Source organism: Phytopseudomonas argentinensis (genome assembly GCF_900113905.1).
In the GTDB taxonomy this organism is placed as follows: domain Bacteria; phylum Pseudomonadota; class Gammaproteobacteria; order Pseudomonadales; family Pseudomonadaceae; genus Aquipseudomonas; species Aquipseudomonas argentinensis.
In genome coordinates this window covers 951944-972029 of record NZ_FORC01000002.1, presented here as the reverse complement: position 1 = coordinate 972029, position 20086 = coordinate 951944, and the positions used below count along the sequence as shown (strand labels likewise).

The 20086-nt window shown below is 59.6% G+C and carries 21 protein-coding genes and 1 pseudogene; 15 read left to right on the top strand and 7 right to left on the bottom strand.

The features are described 5' to 3' along the window. Positions 1–64 precede the first annotated feature (64 nt). From minD to BM154_RS12910, 6 genes are all read left to right on the top strand, one after another. Entirely contained in the window at positions 65–880 is an 816-nt protein-coding gene (gene minD, locus BM154_RS12935) for a septum site-determining protein MinD (protein WP_074884333.1), read from the top strand. Then, the gene (gene minE / locus BM154_RS12930) at positions 877–1131 is read left to right on the top strand and encodes a cell division topological specificity factor MinE (protein ID WP_013790888.1); all 255 of its coding nucleotides are present in this window, start codon (positions 877–879) and stop codon (positions 1129–1131) included. Before minD ends, minE begins: the two co-directional genes overlap by 4 nt. Positions 1132–1314: 183 nt before the next feature. Further along, positions 1315–1950 carry an RluA family pseudouridine synthase gene (locus BM154_RS12925; protein ID WP_074884329.1) on the top strand — a complete coding sequence of 212 codons (636 nt, stop codon included), beginning with the start codon at positions 1315–1317 and terminating at the stop codon, positions 1948–1950. Further along, complete coding sequence (locus BM154_RS12920) at positions 1950–2522, top strand: class I SAM-dependent methyltransferase (RefSeq protein ID WP_074884326.1); 573 nt, start codon at positions 1950–1952, stop codon at positions 2520–2522. Before BM154_RS12925 ends, BM154_RS12920 begins: the two co-directional genes overlap by 1 nt. A gap of 129 nt (positions 2523–2651) precedes the next feature. Beyond that, positions 2652–4799, top strand: a complete 2148-nt coding sequence (locus BM154_RS12915; RefSeq protein WP_074884323.1) for a TonB-dependent siderophore receptor — start codon at positions 2652–2654, stop codon at positions 4797–4799. Between the two features lie 136 nt (positions 4800–4935). Next, complete coding sequence (locus BM154_RS12910) at positions 4936–5769, top strand: 5'-nucleotidase, lipoprotein e(P4) family (protein WP_074884320.1); 834 nt, start codon at positions 4936–4938, stop codon at positions 5767–5769. Between the two features lie 595 nt (positions 5770–6364). On the opposite strand, the gene BM154_RS24570 is transcribed toward BM154_RS12910, so the two are convergent. Then, a complete protein-coding gene (locus tag BM154_RS24570; protein WP_279626221.1) occupies positions 6365–6493 on the bottom strand; it encodes a hypothetical protein in 129 nt (42 codons plus the stop codon). Between the two features lie 10 nt (positions 6494–6503). Here BM154_RS24570 and BM154_RS12905 point away from each other — a divergent pair, with 10 nt between their 5' ends. The 5 genes from BM154_RS12905 (at position 6504) to BM154_RS12885 (ending at position 14343) form a co-directional block, all read left to right on the top strand. Further along, positions 6504–9416, top strand: a complete 2913-nt coding sequence (locus BM154_RS12905) for a ribonucleoside-diphosphate reductase subunit alpha (protein WP_074884318.1) — start codon at positions 6504–6506, stop codon at positions 9414–9416. A 171-nt stretch (positions 9417–9587) separates the two neighbouring features. Next, positions 9588–10850 (top strand): ribonucleotide-diphosphate reductase subunit beta, encoded by a 1263-nt coding sequence (locus BM154_RS12900; RefSeq protein WP_074884316.1) that lies wholly within the window; start codon positions 9588–9590, stop codon positions 10848–10850. Positions 10851–10974: 124 nt separating this feature from the next. Further along, the gene (locus BM154_RS24665) at positions 10975–11388 is read left to right on the top strand and encodes a DUF3010 family protein (protein ID WP_074884314.1); all 414 of its coding nucleotides are present in this window, start codon (positions 10975–10977) and stop codon (positions 11386–11388) included. Between the two features lie 2 nt (positions 11389–11390). Beyond that, positions 11391–12503, top strand: a complete 1113-nt coding sequence (locus BM154_RS12890) for a protein kinase family protein (protein ID WP_074884311.1) — start codon at positions 11391–11393, stop codon at positions 12501–12503. A 1093-nt stretch (positions 12504–13596) separates the two neighbouring features. Continuing rightward, positions 13597–14343, top strand: a complete 747-nt coding sequence (locus BM154_RS12885) for a substrate-binding periplasmic protein (protein ID WP_139225446.1) — start codon at positions 13597–13599, stop codon at positions 14341–14343. Positions 14344–14469: 126 nt separating this feature from the next. Here BM154_RS12885 and BM154_RS12880 read toward each other — a convergent pair whose 3' ends face one another. Continuing rightward, positions 14470–15276, bottom strand: coding sequence for an aminotransferase class IV family protein (locus tag BM154_RS12880; protein WP_074884304.1), 807 nt, complete (start codon positions 15274–15276; stop codon positions 14470–14472). 83 nt (positions 15277–15359) lie between these two features. Between BM154_RS12880 and BM154_RS12875 the strand changes: the two genes are divergently transcribed. Beyond that, on the top strand, positions 15360–15713 hold the full coding sequence (locus BM154_RS12875) for a MerR family transcriptional regulator (protein ID WP_074884301.1): 354 nt from the start codon (positions 15360–15362) through the stop codon (positions 15711–15713). A 136-nt stretch (positions 15714–15849) separates the two neighbouring features. Here BM154_RS12875 and BM154_RS24435 read toward each other — a convergent pair whose 3' ends face one another. From BM154_RS24435 to BM154_RS24430, 3 genes and pseudogenes are all read right to left on the bottom strand, one after another. Then, on the bottom strand, positions 15850–16203 hold the full coding sequence (locus BM154_RS24435; protein ID WP_279626225.1) for a tetratricopeptide repeat protein: 354 nt from the start codon (positions 16201–16203) through the stop codon (positions 15850–15852). 6 nt (positions 16204–16209) lie between these two features. Next, positions 16210–16377 (bottom strand): annotated as a pseudogene (locus BM154_RS24565) (tetratricopeptide repeat protein); the annotation flags it as partial. Positions 16378–16392: 15 nt separating this feature from the next. Further along, positions 16393–16815, bottom strand: a complete 423-nt coding sequence (locus BM154_RS24430) for a tetratricopeptide repeat protein (protein WP_244157154.1) — start codon at positions 16813–16815, stop codon at positions 16393–16395. A gap of 344 nt (positions 16816–17159) precedes the next feature. On the opposite strand from BM154_RS24430, the gene BM154_RS23900 reads away from it, so the two are divergent. Next, the gene (locus tag BM154_RS23900; protein WP_139225445.1) at positions 17160–17903 is read left to right on the top strand and encodes a hypothetical protein; all 744 of its coding nucleotides are present in this window, start codon (positions 17160–17162) and stop codon (positions 17901–17903) included. 111 nt (positions 17904–18014) lie between these two features. Further along, entirely contained in the window at positions 18015–18647 is a 633-nt protein-coding gene (locus tag BM154_RS12865) for a hypothetical protein (protein ID WP_074884298.1), read from the top strand. A gap of 57 nt (positions 18648–18704) precedes the next feature. Here BM154_RS12865 and BM154_RS12860 read toward each other — a convergent pair whose 3' ends face one another. Together BM154_RS12860 and BM154_RS12855 are read right to left on the bottom strand one after the other, a co-directional pair. Further along, complete coding sequence (locus BM154_RS12860; protein WP_074884296.1) at positions 18705–18893, bottom strand: DUF1289 domain-containing protein; 189 nt, start codon at positions 18891–18893, stop codon at positions 18705–18707. Beyond that, positions 18877–19212, bottom strand: a complete 336-nt coding sequence (locus tag BM154_RS12855; RefSeq protein WP_074884294.1) for a hypothetical protein — start codon at positions 19210–19212, stop codon at positions 18877–18879. The genes BM154_RS12860 and BM154_RS12855 overlap by 17 nt, the downstream gene beginning before the upstream one ends. A 132-nt stretch (positions 19213–19344) precedes the next feature. On the opposite strand from BM154_RS12855, the gene BM154_RS12850 reads away from it, so the two are divergent. Then, on the top strand, positions 19345–20037 hold the full coding sequence (locus BM154_RS12850; RefSeq protein WP_074884291.1) for a GNAT family N-acetyltransferase: 693 nt from the start codon (positions 19345–19347) through the stop codon (positions 20035–20037). Positions 20038–20086: the final 49 nt, after the last annotated feature.

The following is a 20086-nucleotide window of genomic DNA, read 5'->3' as shown; positions in this document are numbered from 1 at the left end:
TTCTTTCGACAGACCGCCAATCGCGGCAGGTTCCTGCTTTTATTCATTTTTAGGGTGAATCACCTTGGCCAAGATCCTCGTAGTCACTTCCGGCAAGGGTGGCGTCGGTAAAACCACCACCAGCGCTGCCATCGGTACCGGCCTCGCCTTGCGCGGCCACAAGACCGTCATCGTCGACTTCGACGTCGGCCTGCGTAACCTCGACCTGATCATGGGCTGTGAACGCCGCGTGGTGTACGACTTCGTCAACGTCGTCAACGGCGAAGCCACCCTCACCCAGGCCCTGATCAAGGACAAGCGTCTCGAGAACCTCTACGTGCTGGCAGCCAGCCAGACCCGTGACAAGGACGCCCTGACCCTGGAAGGCGTCGAGAAGGTCATCAACGAGCTGTCGCAGAACTTCGAATACGTGGTCTGCGACTCGCCGGCCGGTATCGAGAAAGGCGCCCACCTGGCCATGTACTTCGCTGACGAAGCCATCGTGGTCACCAACCCGGAAGTCTCCTCGGTACGTGACTCGGACCGCATGCTCGGTCTGTTGGCCAGCAAGTCGCGCCGCGCCGAACAGGGCGGCGACCCGATCAAGGAGCACCTGCTGCTGACCCGCTACAACCCGGAGCGCGTCACCAAGGGCGAAATGCTCGGCGTGGAAGACGTCGAGGAAATCCTCGCCATCCGCCTGCTCGGCGTGATCCCCGAATCCCAGGCGGTGCTCAAGGCCTCCAACCAGGGCGTGCCGGTGATCCTCGATGACCAGAGCGATGCCGGCCAGGCGTACAGCGACGCCGTCGATCGCCTGCTGGGCAAGGAAGTGGCGCACCGTTTCCTTGATGTGAAGAAGCAGGGCTTCCTGCAACGTCTGTTCGGAGGTCGCGAATGAATATTTTCGACTTCTTGCGCTCGCGCAAGAAGGAAACCACAGCCTCCATCGCCAAAGAGCGCCTGCAGATCATCGTTGCCCACGAACGTGGCCAGCGCACCCAACCCGACTACCTGCCTGCCCTGCAGCAGGAGCTGGTCGAGGTGATCCGCAAGTACGTGGCCATCGACTCGGACCAGGTGCAGGTCGCCCTGGAAAACCAGGGCAGCTGTTCGATTCTGGAATTGAACATCACCCTGCCCGACCGCTGATCCGCATACCGTAGGGTGGGTTAGCAGCGCCTGGTGGTGACATTCGCGTCACAACCAGACTCAACGCGCTGCGTAACCCACCAGGCGGTGCCGGAAACGACATCGACCGATGCGACAATCAGCTCCACGACTGGCGGCCTCGATGGCCGCCTTTCGTTTTTATCGCCCAACCAAAGAACGCCCATGCCGCTCAGCCAAATCGAAATCGTCCACCAGGATGCCGCCCTGCTGGTGATCAACAAGCCCACCCTGCTGCTCTCGGTGCCCGGCCGCGCCGATGACAACAAGGATTGCCTGGTCACCCGCCTGCAGGAAAACGGCTACCCCGAGGCGCGCATCGTGCACCGCCTGGATTGGGAAACCTCGGGGCTGATCGTGCTGGCCCGCGATGCCGACAGCCACCGCGAGCTGTCGCGCCAGTTCCACGACCGGGAAACCGAAAAGGCCTACACGGCCCTGTGCTGGGGCTCGCCCGAAGGCGACAGCGGCAGCATCGACCTGCCGCTGCGCTACGACCCGCCGACCAAACCACGCCACGTGGTCGATCATGAACAGGGCAAGCACGCCCTGACGTTCTGGCGCGTACTCGAACGCCACACCGAGCATGCCCGCGTCGAACTGACGCCGATCACCGGCCGCTCGCACCAGTTGCGCGTGCACATGCTGTCCATCGGCCACCCGCTGCTCGGCGACGGCCTGTACGCCCACGAACAGGCCCTGGCCGCCTACCCGCGCCTGTGCCTGCACGCCAGCATGCTGAGCCTCACCCACCCGCAAAGCGGCGAGCGTCTGCGTTTCGAGTGCCCGGCGCCGTTCTGATGAACCCCAGGCGCTTCTACGAAAACACCCAGGGCGCACCGGCCATGCCGACCTTGCTCCTTGCACTGCAACACTGGCATGGCGCGCCCGCAGCGGCGCTGGACCTGGGCTGTGGCGCAGGACGCGATACACTTGAATTGCTGCGTCGCGGCTGGCAGGTAACGGCCATCGATGCCGAGCCCCTGGCATTCGAGTATTTGAACTCACTTGTGCCAAGGGATCACCAGGCGCGCCTGCAAACCCGATGCATGGCCTTTCAGAGTACCGAGTTGACGCCGGCCGAGCTGATCAATGCCAGCTTCTCACTGCCCTTCTGCCCACCTGGTGAGTTTCCCGCTTTATGGCAGCGCATCGAGCAAGCGCTCAAGCCCTGCGGGGTGTTTGCCGGGCACTTTTTCGGCGAGCGCGACAGCTGGGCAGAAGACGGCCTGTCCATTCATACCCGCAGCGAAGTCGAGCGCCTGTTTCAGGATTGGCAAATCATCGACCTGCAGGAAATCGACCGTCAGGGGCAAACCGCCGTCGGCAAAGGCAAGCACTGGCACCTGTTCGCGGTAGTCGCCCGGCGCTGATATCCGCCATGGCAACCGCCGCCCCGATAGGCGACAATCCCGCCCCGCCAAGCGATGGCTGCCGCGCAGCCTATAAATCGCACGTACGCCGGATAGCCAACCGCCCACCTCTGCAACCAAGGAGTTTGCATGGCCCTGCCCTGCCCGCGCTTTGCCCCGAGCCTGCTCGCCCTGGCGCTGAGCCCGACCCTCTGCTGGGCCGCCGAGTCGGCGGTGGTGCTCGATGCCACCACCATCGAGGAGCAGGCCGGCGACGGCTACCGGGCGCGCAGCGCCGCAGTGGGCGGCTTCAATGAGGCCGAACTGCTCGACACGCCGGCCTCGGTATCAGTGGTCAGCCGCCAGTTGATCGACGACCAGCAGGCGCGCCTGCTCAGCGATGTGCTGAAGAACGATGCCTCGGTGGGCGAAGCCTATGCGCCCATCGGCTACTACGAGAACTTCGTGGTGCGCGGCTTCTCCCTCAATGCCGCCAACAGCTACCGGGTCAACGGCCGCAGCCTGGTGGGCGAGCAGAACGTGGCGCTGGAAAACAAGCAGCAGGTCGAACTGCTCAAGGGGCTGTCCGGCCTGCAGAGCGGCGTGACCGAACCCGGCGGGCTGATCAACTACGCGACCAAGCGGGCCGAGAACGTGCGCTCGCTGAGCGTGGCCAGCAATCAGGATGGTGAGCGCTACCTGGCCGCCGACCTCGGCCACTGGTTCGGCGCCGAGCAGCAGGTGGGCGTGCGCCTGAACCTGGCCCATGAGGATATCCGCTCGTTCGTCGAACATGCCGATGGCAAGCGCGACTTCATCTCCCTGGCGCTGGACTGGAACATCTCTCCGGATGCCACCCTGCAGCTGGACGCCGAATACCAGACCCGCGAACAGCCGTCCGTGGCGGGTTATCAGCTGCTCGGCGGCACCCAGGTGCCAAGCGTCGTCGACCCGGACAAGCGCCTGGGCCATCAGAGCTGGGGCAAGCCGGTGGGCATAGACTCACTGAATCTTGGCGGGCGCTTCGAGTACCGCTTCGACGAGAACTGGAAAGCGGCTGTCGATGCCTCTCACAGCAAGGTGGTGATCGACGATTACAGCACCTTCCCCTATGGCTACTACAACCCGGACTCAGGCACCTGGTCCCCGCACTTCAGCCCCGATGGCGACTACGACATATCCGACTACCGCAGCCCGGACGACACCCGTCAGCATGACGAAATGCAGGCTACTCTGTCCGGCGCCTTCGCCACTGGCAGCATCGGCCACGAGCTGACGCTCGGAAGCAGCGCATTGCGCCGAATCGTAGACCGGCGTAGCTCCGTCAACGTGCCAATCGGTGCCGGCAATATCCACGAGGACCCAGCCGACTTCGCCCCCACCGGCCTGCCGCTCAACCCCAAGCAACGTCGCCTGGACAGCCGCCAGTACGGCCTGTTCTTCAGCGACCGCATCAGCTTCGACGAACACTGGCAGGTGCTGCTGGGTGGTCGCCAGGTGCGCCTGATCGAGGAAGCCTTCACCAGCAGCGGCGTCAGCGACCGCCGCACCCGGCGCAGCGAATTCCTGCCCAACGCCGCGCTTCTTTATAAGCCCCAGGCGGACACCACCCTTTACCTGAGCTACAGCAAGGGCCTGTCCCTGGGCGGTGAGGCCCCCTGGTTCACCACCAATGAGGGCCAGACACTAGCGCCCACCACGTCGCGCCAGCTGGAGGCCGGCCTCAAACGCGACTGGCAGGGCCTGAGCCTGGGCGCTGCGCTGTTCCGTATCGATCAGGCATTGCAATACAGCCGCCCCGACGACAATGGCGACCTGACCTACGTGCAGCAAGGCAAACAGCGCAATATCGGCCTGGAGCTTTCCGCCAGCGGCCAGGCCAGCCGCAACCTGCAGCTGTCGGCCAGCACCGCGGTGATCCGCGCCCGGGCCATCGACAGCGGCACCGAAGCCTACGAAGGCCACCAGGCGGTCAACGTGCCCAAAGTGCGCGCCAGCCTGGCCGCCGACTATCGGATACCCGGCATTCAAGGCCTGTCGCTGCTCGGGGGCCTGCAGTACAGCGCCAGCAAGTACGCCGATCCGAGCGGCACGGTAGAGGTCGGTGATTACACGATCTTTAATCTCGGCAGCCGCTACACCACGCGTATCGAAGGCTACGAGACGGTGCTGCGCCTGACCGTCGACAACCTGTTCGACAAGCGCTACTGGCGCGACACCGGTGCTTACCAGGGCGATGGCTACCTGTTCCCGGGTGACCCACGTACGGCGCGCTTGTCTGCCACGGTGAATTTCTGATCACCACACCCTGTGGTAACGGCCATGCCCGTGATTTTCGGGGGCATGAACTAGGCGTCCCCGCCCGCTCCCACAGACCTTAGGCAGCCCTGCCCTGACGCTCCAATCATCATCGACCAACCCAGAGGACCGCCCCATGCGTCGCACAGTCCCCGCCCTGGTCATTGCCTTGTTCGGCGCCCTGCTGACCGGCTGCCAGCAGGCACCCAAGGGCCATGATCAGCTCGATGCCGTGCTGTGGACGCAGACCGCCATCGAGCACGAGCTGCTCTATCAGCAGATCTACGCTGCCGCGACCCGCCAGCTGCGGCCCGCGCTGGCCGACCCGCAGTGGGACGCGCTCGCCCAGGCGCCGCGCGACCTCAGCGGTCTGCCGCCAGCGCTGATTGTGGATATCGACGAGACCCTGCTCGACAACACCCCGGTGAACGCCAAGGCGGTGGTCGACGGTGGCGCCTATGACTACGCCGAGTGGTATCGCTGGGTCGAGAAGGCCGAAGCCCGCGCCCTGCCTGGCTCGGTGGCCTTCATGCAGACGGCCGCCGGCCTGGGCATCACCCCCTATTACCTGACCAACCGCGAACCGGGGCAGGAAGGAGATACCCTGCGCAACCTGCGCCAGGCCGGCTTTCCCATCGAGGACATCGGTCAGATTCTCACCGCCGGCACGGCGATTGGCGGTTGCCAGCAAGCGGGTTCGGACAAGACCTGCCGTCGCCAGTGGGTCGGCGAACGCGCACGGGTGCTGCTGATGGTTGGTGACAGCTATGGCGACTTCATCGCCGCGCCCAATCGGCTGAGCGCTCAGCGCCAGGTGGCAGCGCCCTACCAGGCCTGGTTCGGCCAGCGCTGGTTCCTGTTGCCCAACCCCACCTATGGTGGCTGGTACACCGCGCCCTATAAGGACCGCGATGAGTTGCCCGATGCCCGCAAGCGGGCACTCAAGCACCAGGCGCTGATTCTGCCGTAAAGGGCCAGGTGAAGCTGGTGCCACCCATGCTCGCGGGCAGCTGCATATTGCAGGCCACAACTGCGCGAGAAACCCTACATATTGTGTTTTGCTGACGAAGTGAAAACCGCGCGCCCAGCGGCGAAAAAAAACTGCCTGCGGCAAGCGGCCGCCCGGCCAAATCATGACCCCTGGCACCGCCAGCAACCATGGGCATTTGCGCCACTTACCCCGGACTAACCCACAGATTTATCCACAGCCTGCAGGGCTTGCCTTACGGCCCTTACCGCACTATCTTGTATCCCCAGTTCGCCAAACCCCTATATGTTGGGTTTCTGGCACAAACGGACCCAAGCACAAATGCGCTGAAAAAGTCCATGCCCAGCGCGGTTTCGGTGCACTGAAATGTGAGTCGATACCGCGCTGCGGTGTAAATAGCTACATCGGCATTGAACGATTCGCCTCGTTTGGCCACTACTAGGACACCGCTCGCCGCGCTTGCACCGGCAACACTACATCTAGTGGCCGCGCACAGCAGCAAGCACCAGTTAAGCCAGGGATGACGCGTTCCTGCATCGAATCAGTACCGACTGCAGCGGCGCCCGGCGCCAGCCAGTCAATCAACGCCTCTTGCAACACCCTGCTGCCTGCCTTGTGCGGGCTCAGGTTTTGTCGATTGGAATGAAAGCCAGGTACAGGTGACGACAGCGGCAAAACGCTCATCCCGGAAATTTTCATTGATCATGGAGACCTTCATGCATACCGACACCACTCGTGAGAATCCTCAGGCGCAAGCGCCTCAGGGTGATGACGCCACCCAGGCACTGGCTGCAACCGCACCCGGCCAGCTGCGTGTGATCAAGCGTAACGGCACCGTCGTGCCCTACACCGGTGACAAGATCACCGTCGCGATCACCAAGGCGTTTCTCGCTGTGGAAGGCGGCAATGCCGCTGCTTCGTCGCGTATCCATGACACCGTCGCGCGCCTGACCGAGCAGGTCACCGCGACCTTCAAGCGCCGCATGCCGTCCGGCGGCACCATCCATATCGAAGAGATCCAGGACCAGGTCGAACTGGCCCTGATGCGCTCCGGCGAGCAGAAAGTCGCCCGTGACTACGTGATCTACCGCGAAGCACAGGCCAGCAAGCGCAAGACCAGCGACGCCGCCGAAGGCATCGCCCAGCCGCACCCGAGCATCCGCGTGACCGTCGCCGACGGCAGCCTGGCGCCGCTGGACATGGGCCGCCTGAACACCATCATTTCCGAAGCCTGCGAAGGCCTGCTGGAAGTCGACGGCGAGCTGATCCAGCGCGAGACCCTGAAGAACCTGTACGACGGCGTCGCCCAGAAGGACGTCAACACCGCCCTGGTGATGACCGCCCGTACCCTGGTCGAGCGTGAGCCGAACTACAGCTACGTCACCGCCCGCCTGCTGATGGACAACATCCGCGCCGAGGCCCTGAGCTTCCTCAACATCGCCGCCAGCGCCACTCACCACGAGATGGCCGAGCTGTACGCCAAGGCCCTGCCGGCCTACGTCGAAGCCGGCGCGCAGTTCGAACTGCTCGACCCGAAACTCAAGGAGTACGACCTGGAGAAGCTGGGCCGTGCGCTGAATCACGAGCGCGACCAGCAGTTCACCTACCTGGGCCTGCAGACCCTGTTCGACCGCTACTTCATTCACAAGGATGGCGTGCGCTTCGAACTGCCCCAGGTGTTCTTCATGCGCGTGGCCATGGGCCTGGCCATCGAAGAGCCGAAGAACCGTGAAGAGCGTGCCATCGAGTTCTACAACCTGCTCTCCTCGTTCGACTACATGGCGTCCACCCCGACCCTGTTCAACGCCGGCACCCTGCGCCCGCAGCTGTCGTCGTGCTACCTGACCACCGTGCCGGACGACCTGTCGGGCATCTACGGCGCCATCCACGACAACGCCATGCTGAGCAAATTCGCCGGCGGCCTGGGCAACGACTGGACCCCGGTGCGCGCGCTGGGCTCCTACATCAAGGGCACCAACGGCAAATCCCAGGGCGTGGTGCCGTTCCTCAAGGTGGTCAACGACACCGCCGTGGCGGTCAACCAGGGCGGCAAGCGCAAGGGCGCCGTGTGCGCCTACCTGGAAACCTGGCACATGGACATCGAGGAATTCCTCGAGCTGCGCAAGAACACCGGTGACGACCGTCGTCGTACCCACGACATGAACACCGCCAACTGGATCCCGGACCTGTTCATGAAGCGCGTCTTCGAAGACGGCAAGTGGACCCTGTTCAGCCCGAGCGAAGTGCCGGACCTGCACGACCTGACCGGCAAGGCTTTCGAAGAGCGCTACGAGTACTACGAAGCGCTGATCGAGTACGGCAAGATCAAGCTGCACAAGACCATCGCCGCCAAGGACCTGTGGCGCAAGATGCTCTCCATGCTGTTCGAGACCGGCCACCCGTGGCTGACCTTCAAGGACCCGTGCAACCTGCGCAGCCCGCAGCAGCACGTGGGCGTGGTGCACAGCTCCAACCTGTGCACCGAGATCACCCTGAACACCAACAAGGACGAGATCGCGGTCTGCAACCTGGGCTCGATCAACATGGTCAACCACATCGTCGACGGCAAGCTGGACACCGCCAAGCTCGGTCGCACCGTGAAGACCGCCGTGCGCATGCTCGACAACGTCATCGACATCAACTACTACTCGGTACCCCAGGCGCGCAACTCCAACCTCAAGCACCGTCCGGTCGGCCTCGGCCTGATGGGCTTCCAGGACGCCCTGTACCTGCAGCACATCGCCTACGGCTCCGACGCCGCGGTGGAGTTCGCCGACCGCTCCATGGAAGCGATCAGCTACTACGCCATCCAGGCGTCCTGTGACCTGGCCGACGAGCGCGGCGCCTACGAAACCTTCGACGGTTCGCTGTGGAGCAAGGGCATCCTGCCGCTGGACTCCCAGCAGATCCTCATCGAGGCCCGTGGCGCCAAGTACATCGACGTCAACCTGGACGAAACCCTGGACTGGGCGCCGGTACGTGAGCGCGTCAAGAAAGGCATTCGTAACTCGAACATCATGGCCATCGCGCCGACCGCGACCATCTCCAACATCATTGGCGTGTCGCAGTCCATCGAGCCGACGTACCAGAACCTCTACGTGAAGTCGAACCTCTCCGGCGAATTCACCGTGATCAACCCCTACCTGGTGCGCGACCTCAAGAACCGCGGCCTGTGGGATCCGGTCATGGTCAACGACCTGAAGTACTACGACGGCTCCGTGCAGCAGATTGAGCGCATCCCGCAAGACCTGAAAGACCTGTACGCCACCGCCTTCGAAGTCGACACCAAGTGGATCGTCGATGCTGCCAGCCGTCGCCAGAAGTGGATCGACCAGGCGCAATCGCTGAACCTGTACATCGCTGGCGCTTCGGGCAAGAAGCTCGACGTGACCTACCGCATGGCCTGGTACCGTGGCCTGAAAACCACCTACTACCTCCGTGCCCTGGCCGCGACCAGCACCGAGAAGTCCACCATCAACACCGGCAAGCTCAACGCCGTATCCAGTGGTGGCGACGAAGGCCTCGTCGCAGCCCCGGCTGCCGCGCCGGCCACCCAGGCCTCCCCTGGCCCGGCACCGGTTCCGAAGGCTTGCGCCATCGACGAGCCGGACTGCGAAGCCTGCCAGTAATGGCCTAGCCGGCTGCAGCACTGCAGCCGGCACAGATAACCCAAGAGCCGGGGTACAGCCCCGGCCTCTGATAATCAGCCGTAGCGCTCTGCGTGCACCGCGAGCTACCGACGATTAGCCACTATCCACACAGGCCGGCCCTTAGCCGACCTCTCAAGCAGGAGCCCCACCATGCTGAGCTGGGATGAATTCGACAAGGAAGACGGCGCAGAAGCCGCCTCCCCCGCCAAGAACACCGCTGCACAGGCCCAGGCCGGTGCCGACATGAGCCTGGAAAAACTCAACCAGGTAGGCGGCAACGCCGCCCTCGAAGCCCGCGCCGTCGACGCCAACGACTCCGCGGCCGTAGCCCGCGCCAAACAGGCCCTCAACGACCTCGACATCCAGGAAGGCCTGGACGAGCTCGAAGGCAGCTCCGCGCGCGTGGAAGTCGGCGACAAGCAGATGATCAACGCCCGTGCCGACCTCAACCAGCTCGTACCCTTCAAGTACGACTGGGCCTGGCAGAAGTATCTGGATGGTTGCGCCAACCACTGGATGCCCCAGGAAGTGAACATGACCGCGGACATCGCCGTGTGGAAGTCCGCCGACGGCCTGACCGAAGACGAGCGCCGCATCGTCAAGCGCAACCTGGGCTTCTTCTCCACTGCCGACAGCCTGGTTGCCAACAACCTGGTGCTGGCCGTGTACCGCCTGATCACCAACCCCGAGTGCCGCCAGTACATCCTGCGCCAGGCCTTCGAGGAAGCGATCCACACCCACGCCTACCAGTACTGCATCGAATCGCTGGGCATGGATGAAGGCGAGATCTTCAACATGTACCACGAGATCCCGAGCGTCGCGAAGAAAGCCTCCTGGGGCCTGAAGTACACCCGCTCGATCTCCGATCCCAAGTTCGAAACCGGTACCCCGGAAACCGATCGCCAGTTCCTCAAGAACCTGATCGCCTACTACTGCGTACTCGAAGGCATCTTCTTCTACTGCGGCTTCACCCAGATCCTCTCCATGGGCCGCCGCAACAAGATGACCGGCACCGCCGAGCAGTTCCAGTACATCCTGCGTGACGAGTCCATGCACCTGAACTTCGGCATCGACATGATCAACCAGATCAAGATCGAAAACCCGAGCCTGTGGGACGCCACCATGAAGGACGAGGCGACCCAGATGATCCTGCAGGGTGCCCAGCTGGAAATCGAATACGCACGCGACACCATGCCGCGCGGCGTACTGGGCATGAACGCCGCGATGATGGAGGACTACCTCAAATTCATCGCCAACCGCCGCCTGACCCAGATCGGCCTGAAAGAAGAATACCCGGGCACCACCAACCCGTTCCCGTGGATGAGCGAGATCATGGACCTCAAGAAGGAGAAGAACTTCTTCGAGACCCGTGTGATCGAGTACCAGACTGGTGGGGCGTTGAGCTGGGATTGATGGCTCGCTGACATCAGAGTAGATTGACCCAACACCTGCCATGGATGTTGGGGTTGAAGCTTAATAAAGAGCCCCGCCTAGTGCGGGGCTTTTTATTTAGCTTAAAACATAAGGAAATTTATTCATGGTAGTAACTGGAATATACCTAAAAGCTAACGAAGCACGAATAGTGACGCTAACAGGCACAAAAGATTCGCACTCCCCTGTCGCTATTAAATTCCACAAACTAGGCCTCTCCAAAAATCCGACACAAGATGATGTAGAGGTATTTACTCAGACATTAAAAGCGTACTGTACAGACAACCGCGTAGATAAAATAGTAATTAATCGCCGAGCGACTACGGGGCATGGTGCTGGCGGCGCTGGGACCTTTATCTTGGAAGGCATAATCTTAGCAATATCGCCTGCACCCATAGACTTCGTACACTCGCTCACAATAAACGCCACAAATCGTCGAGAGCAAGAAAGAAAAAGCAATCGTCCGGCCACTGCTGACCTAGCTATGGCTTATGACATAGCATACGAAGGACTAGAATAAAAATGCCGGTAGACATTCTAAAACTACCTGTGCAAGCGCAAGCGGTTCTTGCAAAATTCCCTGAATTTCAGATATCAGATTTCAACGACTCTGGCGCAAATGGATACATTCTAATAGGACGACATAACGTACTTAGAAAAGAGGTGGCCATTAAAATATACTTCCACCCAAAAGATGAAATTGACCAAGAGCCTTCAATTATCTCAGCAATCAATCACGACCATATCCTTAAAGTGTATGACGCAAGAAAAATTGAGGAAACCTGCTCCTACTATATGATGCAAGTAGCAAATGATGGTGACCTACACAGTTTTCTAACACGATACGATATCTCGCTAGGCCTCGCACACAAACTACTTTGCCAACTTCTATCCGGGCTATCTGAACTCCACTCTTCAAACAATAAAATTGTTCATCGCGACTTGAAACCAGAAAACTTACTAGTTCACAACGACACTATCGTAATAGCTGATTTTGGTTCAGTACGAAGAATAAACGACGACACCGGGCGAGCACCCGCATCCAAGCACAGCATACTTTACAGGCCACCCGAAGCATTTGGAGAAAATGCTTACTTCGACTTTTCGTCTGACACATATCAAGCAGGAATGATTGGCTTCTTATTATTTGGAGGAAAATTAAGCAACGACTTACTCAAACAACTAAGCAAGGCAGAAATAAAAGAACTACGAGAAATAGAAAGAACTGCCCACCCTTGCGATGCGTCTTTATTCATAGACAAGTGCATAGAAAAAAGAACAGCCTCCGGAAAAATACTAGACTGGGAAAGCTTTCCATTCTATGTACCTGCAAAAATAAAAAAGACCTTGAAAACAGCCACATCAAAAATTGACAACAGATACAAAAACACCAGCGAATTCCTTCTCGACCTATCTAGATCAAAGTCAACGCTGCCAGACTGGATAAGAACAGAGAATGGCTACGAACTAGAAAATTGGAATAAAAACGACTACCTATTGACAGAAGATAACGACAAAATAATTCTCAAGAAAAGGAAACATGGAACAAAAAACTACAGAACAGACAACAGCATTTGCGGCGATAATTACAATTCCGCATATGCATTACTTAAAGAGCAGATTGGACTGCCTTAAGCATGACAAGTCAGCATCTAAATTTAAAAAGAGGACAAGTTCATTAACCTGCGACTACTGATTTCGGCCTTACGGCGAGTCACTTGATTCGCTGCTTTCCCCCTTTTTTGATCGTTTCCACGTTCCGCGTGGGACGTAGCTCTCGACGCTCTGCGCCGACCAACGCCAGATCCAGGGGGACAGATTTATTTTCTCCGTCGCCCTCTTCTACCGTTTTCGCCCTTACGGCGAGTCACTTTCTCTTTGCTCGCGCGAAAGAGAAAGTAACCAAAGAGAAAGCGCGCCCGACATCCGGGTTTCGCTACGCTCAACTCCCCTCGCTCCGGCACTGTTCCGAGGGTCGTCACGGTGGGCCATCCCTACCTAGGCGGCCCCGGCCATCGTTCCTCGTTTGGCATCCATGCCAAACGCCCCTCTCCACAGCACCTCCACTCGGCCTCCTGATGGGGTTCGGGGATCGCGGTGTCTGAGCGTTATGTGGAAGGCAAAGCAACAATCAAAGCAGAGCTTAAAGCCAGAGCATTGCGGCCGAGCCGCAATGCTCTGGCTCTGTTTCTAAAATACAAATCTCATAGGCGACGCCAGACGCCCCACAAAAAGGGGACAGATTTATTTTCTGCCTCGCCTCTTATACCGGTTTCGCCGTTACGACGTAGAACCACTTCTCTTTGCTGCACGAAAGAGATAGCGCGTCCGAGTGGAATGGTCATGTAGAAGCTGGGCGGGACCCATGAGCGGCACGGATGCCACGATTGCCCCGGGGTAGCCCTTAGTGGGGGCGTCTACCGCCAAGATGATCATTGTTGCGCCGCAGGTGTGATGCAAACCGCACGGCACTCATCCAACAGCTGCCGTCGAGCCAGGTTTGCTGAACAATGCCCACCCTGCAGCAAACACGCCTGGGCGACAGGCAGGTTCGCTGACGATCAGCGCTGCGCCGCCGCTCGCCGCTTTTTCGCGTTGTCACGCCAAGCACCACTTACATATGGCGTGGCGCCGAGCCCATTCGGTCACCGTCCAATTCACCTAGCCACCTTGAAAGGCGAACCCCATCGCGTTCGCGTCACGAAATGAAGGCCACAAGGAGTTGCCCATGCTCAACAAGACAATCCGCCGCTTGGCATTCACGCTATTGCCGCTGTTCGCTGGTACCGCCCAGGCGGCCAATATGGTTCAAATCCTGACGCAGAATTATCCGCCTTTCAGCATGTCGGCCAATGGCAAGAACTTCGAGCGCGAAGAGGGTATAGAAGGGATCGACAAGGAGGTGGTGGTCGAGCTGTTCAAGCGTGCCGAGATACCGTACCAAATGACACTGCGCTTCCCCTGGAGCCGCTTGCAGGAAATGGCCGAGAAGCAACCCGACTTCGCCGTGTACTCGCTCAGCCGCTCGGCAGATCGCGAGCCGCGCTTCAAGTGGGTCGGGCCATTGAGTGAAATTCAGCTGGTGCTGCTGAAGATGCCCGGTAACCCGATCACGCTCAACAACCTCGACGACGCCCGCAAGTACAGCATCGGCTCGGTCGCCGGCACCAGCGTCAGCCAATATCTGGCCAAGCGAAACTTCCCCGTGAAGAACATCCTCGGCGGCGCGCCGGGCAAACTGCAGGCCGGCGAGTTCGACCTGTGGGCAACCACCAATCCGGCTGGCAACTACGAGTCCAGAAAGGCCGGCGTCGGCAAACTGGAAGTGGCCTTTTCCATCAGCAGCAGGCAACTCTACCTGGCGCTGAACAAGGACACGCCGGATGACGTCGTGGAGAAACTGCAAAGCACACTGGACCAGATGCGCAAGGAAGGTTTCATCGACCAGGTGGCGGCCCGCTACCTCAACAACTGATCGACTCTGGCTCCGGGCAGAGTCGATCAAAGTGGAACGCAGGCAGCCTCGATGCAGAGCGCCACAGACTGCGTTGCAACGCGAAGCGTGGGACGAATTCGCTTTTGGCCGTATCACAGCCCGTGGTCAGGCTGGCTCAGCCCGATAAGCCTTGTGCAGCAGCTCGATAAACGGCCTCGCCTCGTCGAGCACATGGCAGCCGATGGCAGTGACGGCAATGCCTGGCGTCCATGAGTTCAGCACAGCCGCGCCGGAAAGCGCCTTCACACGCTCGAGGGTGACCGGTTCAGCACGCTGTGGCACGCCGAGGCGGGTCAGTTGACGCTGGACCATGCCCATCATGGTGCCCTTAAGCATCTCGGCCTCGGGCCAGATCACCGTCTCACCGTCCCAGAAGGCCAGGTTCCATATGGTGCCCTCACTCAGGTGCCCACGTTTATTGACGAAGGCCGCATCATCGAAGCCCTCGCGTATGGCCTGGTGAAGGTAATAGGTCTTGCCGATTTCACCGACATGCTTGATGGCGGCCAGCGGCCTTTCATGCTCGATGACACTCAAGCGCAATGGGCCTTGCGGCCCGTCCGACGGCGCCGCTGTACGCACGAATACGGCGGGCTCGGCATCCATGCTGTCGGCCGTGAACTCGCCGTGAGGTGAAAAGACGGTGACCGTCAGTGACTGGTCGCTCGCGCCCTCCTCGATCGCGGTTCGAATGTATGCGCGCAACAGCGCCTCATCCGGTGCACGCTCGAAGAGCTGCAGAGAGGCATGGCGCAGTCGGTTCAGATGAAGATCCAGCCCCTTGATGCTCGAATTCCGCACCTGCATGGCGGTGAAATGGGCAAAGCCGGCGAACGCCAGCGGGTTCAGCGCCGAAGCGCTGACGGGTTGGCCATCGATGTAGGACGGATAATGGATCGGCTGAATCGCCATGGGACAGCTCCTGATGGTGCTCGATTGATGGAGCCCCTATCATCGACCCTGACAGCACTGTCAGAGTCAAGGCGAAGCAAAGAATGAAAATAGGTGAGCTATCCAGGCGTTCGGGCGTGAGTGTGAGAATGCTCCGTTACTACGAAGCCGAAGGGCTGTTGAAACCAAAGCGCACAACAGGCGGCTACCGCGATTACGCGTTGGAAGAAGTGCGCACGGTCGAACGCATCCGGTTGCTGGGCGCCGCCGGCATGACCCTGGCGACCATCTTGAAGTTCTTGCCGTGCGTGAGGGGCGAAGGGCTGGCTTTCGAGCCCTGTGATGAGCTGCGTGATGTTCTGCACGAACAGATCCGCGTGGCTGATCAGAAGGCGGCCGAGCTGGCGCAAAGCCGCAAGATTCTGGAGAGTTTTCTGCACGAAGTTGAGCGCGGCTGAAGCAGCCCCCAGGGCAGCCAGGAGCGCCGGACGCTCGTAGCACCAGCGAACAGTCGGCCGTCCATGCCCGGTTCGTCACCAAAAACCCGTGCCTCGATCAAGTACAGGCGAGGGTTTCTCGCAAGATCACCGTGGCTCAGGCAAGCAGGCGGTCGATCAACGACTGCTCGTAATCATTGAGGGGCTGATCCTCGTAGAGCTTGTCGGAGGCCGCGACCAGCGCCTTGCCCTCCACCTCCCGGCCACTCTCGCCATACACGTGGCCGAGGTTCTCCAGCGACTGCAGGTTGCCATGCTGAGAAAAGGAGATCAGGTACCAGCGCTCGGCCGCCTCGAGCTCGCCCAGGCGGTGATAGGCCACCGCCAGGTTGTGCTGGGCGTAGACGTGGTCGGATTCCAGCGCCTGCAAAAGCGCCTGCTTGGCCTGCTGGTAGTCCTCGAGCTGCAGGTACAGCAGGCCAAGGTTGTTGTAGCCATCGACATTCCCCAGTTCGGCGGCGCGCCGGTAGGCCTGCTCGGCCTGCGGGTAGCGCTCGGCGTGCAGATGAATGTCACCGAGCAGGTTCATTGCCTCCGGATGATCGTGGCGCACAGCATTATTGAGGTGCTCGACGGCGGCGTCGTGATCGCCGTCCTGGAAGGCCATGCTGCCGAGGTAGTAGTGGCTGCGGGGGCAATCTTACTCGGCGGCCTTCTGGAAGTATTGACGGGCGGTGTCCTGATCACCGTCCTGGAAGGCCATGGTGCCGAGGTTGTAGTGGCTGCCCGGATAATCGTGCTCGGCAGCCTTCTGGAAGTGTCCGCAGGCAGCATCGTGATCACCGTCTTGATAGGCCATGATGCCGAGGTTGTAGTGGCTGCCGGGATAATCATGCTTGGCCGCCATCTGGAAGTGTCGACGGGCATCGGCGCGATCTTCACGCGCCAGGCTCACCGCGCCAACGCCGTTCATCCAGCGCGGGTCGGCGGGACACGCCTTGGCAAGGCTCTGGAAGCACTCCAACGCGGTGTCCAGATCCTGCTCGCGAAACGCGGCCCATGCCTGCTCATTGAGCGCCGTCGCCTGCTCGTCACTGAGCGTCCTTTTCTTCGTGAACCACATGGTGTTTCCTGCCTTGCAAGGGCCGGCCATCTTAAAGGAGCGTCTAGAAGCCAAACAAGGAAACAGCGCTGCGGGGCAGGTTCGAGCGCCCGAGTTGCAGGGGCGGGACGCGCTGGTCGCGAGCCCCGCCCATCAGCGCAGCGGACGCAGCGTGAAAAGAAAAAGCGGCAGTTTCAGCAATCCGCACGCTCCGATGTTTACCTGATAGGGCTGATCCAGAAAATAGCCATTTGATGGCAATTTGAATTCACTGTAGATTTGCCCAACACCTGCCATGGATGTTGGGGTTTAAGCTCAGATAAAGAGTACTCACCTAGTGCGGGGCTCTTTGTTTGGAAAAACCAATGAGAAACAAGTTTGCAACGATTGCGCTAGCCCTTTTAGCTATAGGCTGTACAACAGCCAATGCTTCCCCCCCTGGCGAAGAAGAATACATAGCGGCTGAAGAAATATACAAAACTCTAGACCCAGAGATCACAAAGCTCGCCAACAACTATCCTGGCCCAGATGATCCCTCCACTCTAAATGCTATAGAAAAACTCAAAAAGCATCACGTTTTAATTAAAACGTCCGCACAAAAAGGTTTTCCGCCGGGTATTTATAGAGCAGCTCAGATACTGGGAAGTCAACCGAGCATCAGGGGCATCAGCAAACAAGAGATATGCGACTTATTGAACCAGGCAGCGGAGGCCGACCTACTGGCCGCCAAACATGCTATTTTTCAATTTTGTTCTTCCAACAAAGTTCTTTTCGCTCTTGACTCAGAGGAGGCATCCGCTCTAATGAAACCATTAGAAGAAGCCCTGAGTTTGGATGACCCTTACAAACGTTCCTACCCACTTCCCACCATTAGCTTAGCTTATTGCCGCCTAGGCGAGGCCGCTACCACGCCGAATCTAAAAAACACCAATCCCTTTACCATTCTGGCAATGGCACGCAAGCCACCACTGAGCTACGAAGAATACTTAGCCGAGATCTACCTTTTACTCAGCAATAAAGAACACGAGCAAAACCCGAACACAGCCAAACAGCATAAAGAAAAAGCCAGAGAGTTGGGCTGCCCCAGCTTAAGCTTTTTTGGCATCTGAAATTTTTACCGTGAATAAATATGATGAAGCTTAACCTCAAACTTTTCGACGGCTTATAGGAAAAGAGCACCTCTCTCTTGACTACCAACGATAGGAAATAAGGAAGACTCAATGCGCCTCATACTACTTCTAAGCTTTTGCCTGGCCTTGATCGCCTGCAGCGCCAACCCGCAGCGCCTCTATCAAGAGCAGGTGGTCAACGCCACGACCCCACTCGCAAAAACGCCCGCCGAAGCAGTCCGAAACACCGCTGCCGAACCGATGCAGGTAGCACCCGGCTGGCGTCCCAAACAGTGGCAAATCACCGCTCAAGAACCTCGCCTTCTAGTCGAGGGGGTTCCATCCAATTACCGCGTATTTTCGGTCGACCTCAAGGCCAATAAGCCCTTTCTCATCAAGGTCAACTCTTGGTGCGTAAATAGCTGCCTGGGTTTCAGCAAGTACGTGCTGGCGCCTTACCTTTTCCTGTTGGACGACAAGTCGACGGTAATTGGCCAAGGATTTGGCCAGATACGTGGCCAAGTAGGTGTCGTCAACCAGGACCTGGCTGGCCAAGTTACTCACGATGGCACTTATTACCTGATCGTCGCCGCTGATAATCGTAACCCCGGCGAACAGGTGCTTTTCGATAACGTAATGGTGGTGGGGATCAGCGCACCAACGGCAGTCGCACCGCTGCGCATTGGGATGGGCAGTTACCCATTTGGCAGCGTCGCACCGTTTCTAGCCGAACCGCAAGAATAGGTACCGAGGCGCCAGCAGCGGGTCGATGGGAGCGACAGCCCTTGATCGGCCCGCGTTCTAGCCATTGTTTTTCCTCTTGGCAATCGCCTTCATCCGCGTCGCCGCCTTCTGCACGGTGGCCATCTTCTCGGGGCGTTTCATGCCCCGCCACTTGCGGATTTCCTCCCGCGTACGGCCGCAGCTGACGCACAGCTCGCTGTTGAGCTGACACAGCGACACGCAGGGGGTTTCAATGTCCTTGGCCACGCTTGCCCCCTGCCGGCTGCTCGACCGAAAACGCCACATGGTCGGCGATGCGAGACACGCTGATGCCCACCTCTTCGAATGCGGCCTGGGTCAACGCCAGCATCATGGCCTTTTCCGCACCGGCCAGCGCCCTTGCCTTGCTGGCCTCGCTGTCGAACATCCAGGTGACGATCAGGCTCTCTGGAAAGCGCGGGTAGTTCACCTCATGGGTGAGCCACTGGAAGCCAACGATCTCGCTCTTTGCCGTTTCGCAGGCGTCTGTCAGGGTGCGAATCAGCTCACGCTCAATGCCTACATATTTTCGTTTCGACGCTGCCATAAGGCCCTTCGGAATCAATGCTCGATGCGGTGACATGTTACCCGAGGTGGTCCATGGATAGGCCTTCGACACCAACGCCCTCCAGCCCCACGCGTTACAATGCGGCCCGCCGTTTTATCAAGAGCCCACCCGATGTTCACCCTCACCCATCTCAATGCCACACCGCCCGAGTCCCTCAAAGCCCAGGTGCTGCAGATGGTGGTGGACTACTTCAGCGATATCAGCCCAGTGCCGCTGACGCCCAGCAACCCGCTGTATCAGCTGTACCAGTACGTGATCGGCTACGAGGTGCACATGTACCTGCAGGCCATGAACGGCGAGCCGGACAGCCCCACGCAGTTGTTGCTGGCCCTGGATGATCAGGATCCGTCCGTGGTGCTGGGTTTCGCGCTGTACCTGCCCAGCCAGGACGATGCCGACGCCTGCACCCTTGCCTATATGGCCGTAGCCGCCAGCCATCGCCGGCGCGGTAATGCTCGCGCCATGTTGCAGCGCATCATCGAGCGCCATCCGCATATGGAGCTGGCCTGCGTCGCCGGCAAGGTGCCGACCTTCGAGGCCATGGGTTTTCAAGTGCTGGCTGCGCAGGGGCCGCAGGTGCTGATGAACACCCGCGACCAGCGCTCCGATGGCCTGGTGGCGGTGCAGGATCTGGCGCCGGTATTTCAGTCCACCGAAGTACGGCAGATACACGCCTACCTGCTCAAGCAGCACGGCAAGAAGGCCATGAGCGAAGCCGAGAAACAGCGCGACTATCACCTGGACCAACTGGCCCATCAGGCTCGTCAGTTGGTTGCCGAGCGGCTGACGCCGACGCTGCATTGATCACGCTGCCAATTTGCTTGACGGATCACGCGGTATATCGGGTATATGC

Coding starts and splice junctions, on each gene's coding strand:
- minE (WP_013790888.1), top strand. CDS start 877: ATGAATATTTTCGACTTCTTGCGCTCGCGCAAGAAGGAAACCACAGCC.
- BM154_RS12925 (WP_074884329.1), top strand. CDS start 1,315: ATGCCGCTCAGCCAAATCGAAATCGTCCACCAGGATGCCGCCCTGCTG.
- BM154_RS12920 (WP_074884326.1), top strand. CDS start 1,950: ATGAACCCCAGGCGCTTCTACGAAAACACCCAGGGCGCACCGGCCATG.
- BM154_RS12915 (WP_074884323.1), top strand. CDS start 2,652: ATGGCCCTGCCCTGCCCGCGCTTTGCCCCGAGCCTGCTCGCCCTGGCG.
- BM154_RS12910 (WP_074884320.1), top strand. CDS start 4,936: ATGCGTCGCACAGTCCCCGCCCTGGTCATTGCCTTGTTCGGCGCCCTG.
- BM154_RS24570 (WP_279626221.1), bottom strand. CDS start 6,493: ATGATCAATGAAAATTTCCGGGATGAGCGTTTTGCCGCTGTCGTCACC.
- BM154_RS12905 (WP_074884318.1), top strand. CDS start 6,504: ATGCATACCGACACCACTCGTGAGAATCCTCAGGCGCAAGCGCCTCAG.
- BM154_RS12900 (WP_074884316.1), top strand. CDS start 9,588: ATGCTGAGCTGGGATGAATTCGACAAGGAAGACGGCGCAGAAGCCGCC.
- BM154_RS24665 (WP_074884314.1), top strand. CDS start 10,975: ATGGTAGTAACTGGAATATACCTAAAAGCTAACGAAGCACGAATAGTG.
- BM154_RS12890 (WP_074884311.1), top strand. CDS start 11,391: ATGCCGGTAGACATTCTAAAACTACCTGTGCAAGCGCAAGCGGTTCTT.
- BM154_RS12885 (WP_139225446.1), top strand. CDS start 13,597: ATGCTCAACAAGACAATCCGCCGCTTGGCATTCACGCTATTGCCGCTG.
- BM154_RS12880 (WP_074884304.1), bottom strand. CDS start 15,276: ATGGCGATTCAGCCGATCCATTATCCGTCCTACATCGATGGCCAACCC.
- BM154_RS12875 (WP_074884301.1), top strand. CDS start 15,360: ATGAAAATAGGTGAGCTATCCAGGCGTTCGGGCGTGAGTGTGAGAATG.
- BM154_RS24430 (WP_244157154.1), bottom strand. CDS start 16,815: ATGTGGTTCACGAAGAAAAGGACGCTCAGTGACGAGCAGGCGACGGCG.
- BM154_RS23900 (WP_139225445.1), top strand. CDS start 17,160: ATGAGAAACAAGTTTGCAACGATTGCGCTAGCCCTTTTAGCTATAGGC.
- BM154_RS12865 (WP_074884298.1), top strand. CDS start 18,015: ATGCGCCTCATACTACTTCTAAGCTTTTGCCTGGCCTTGATCGCCTGC.
- BM154_RS12855 (WP_074884294.1), bottom strand. CDS start 19,212: ATGGCAGCGTCGAAACGAAAATATGTAGGCATTGAGCGTGAGCTGATT.
- BM154_RS12850 (WP_074884291.1), top strand. CDS start 19,345: ATGTTCACCCTCACCCATCTCAATGCCACACCGCCCGAGTCCCTCAAA.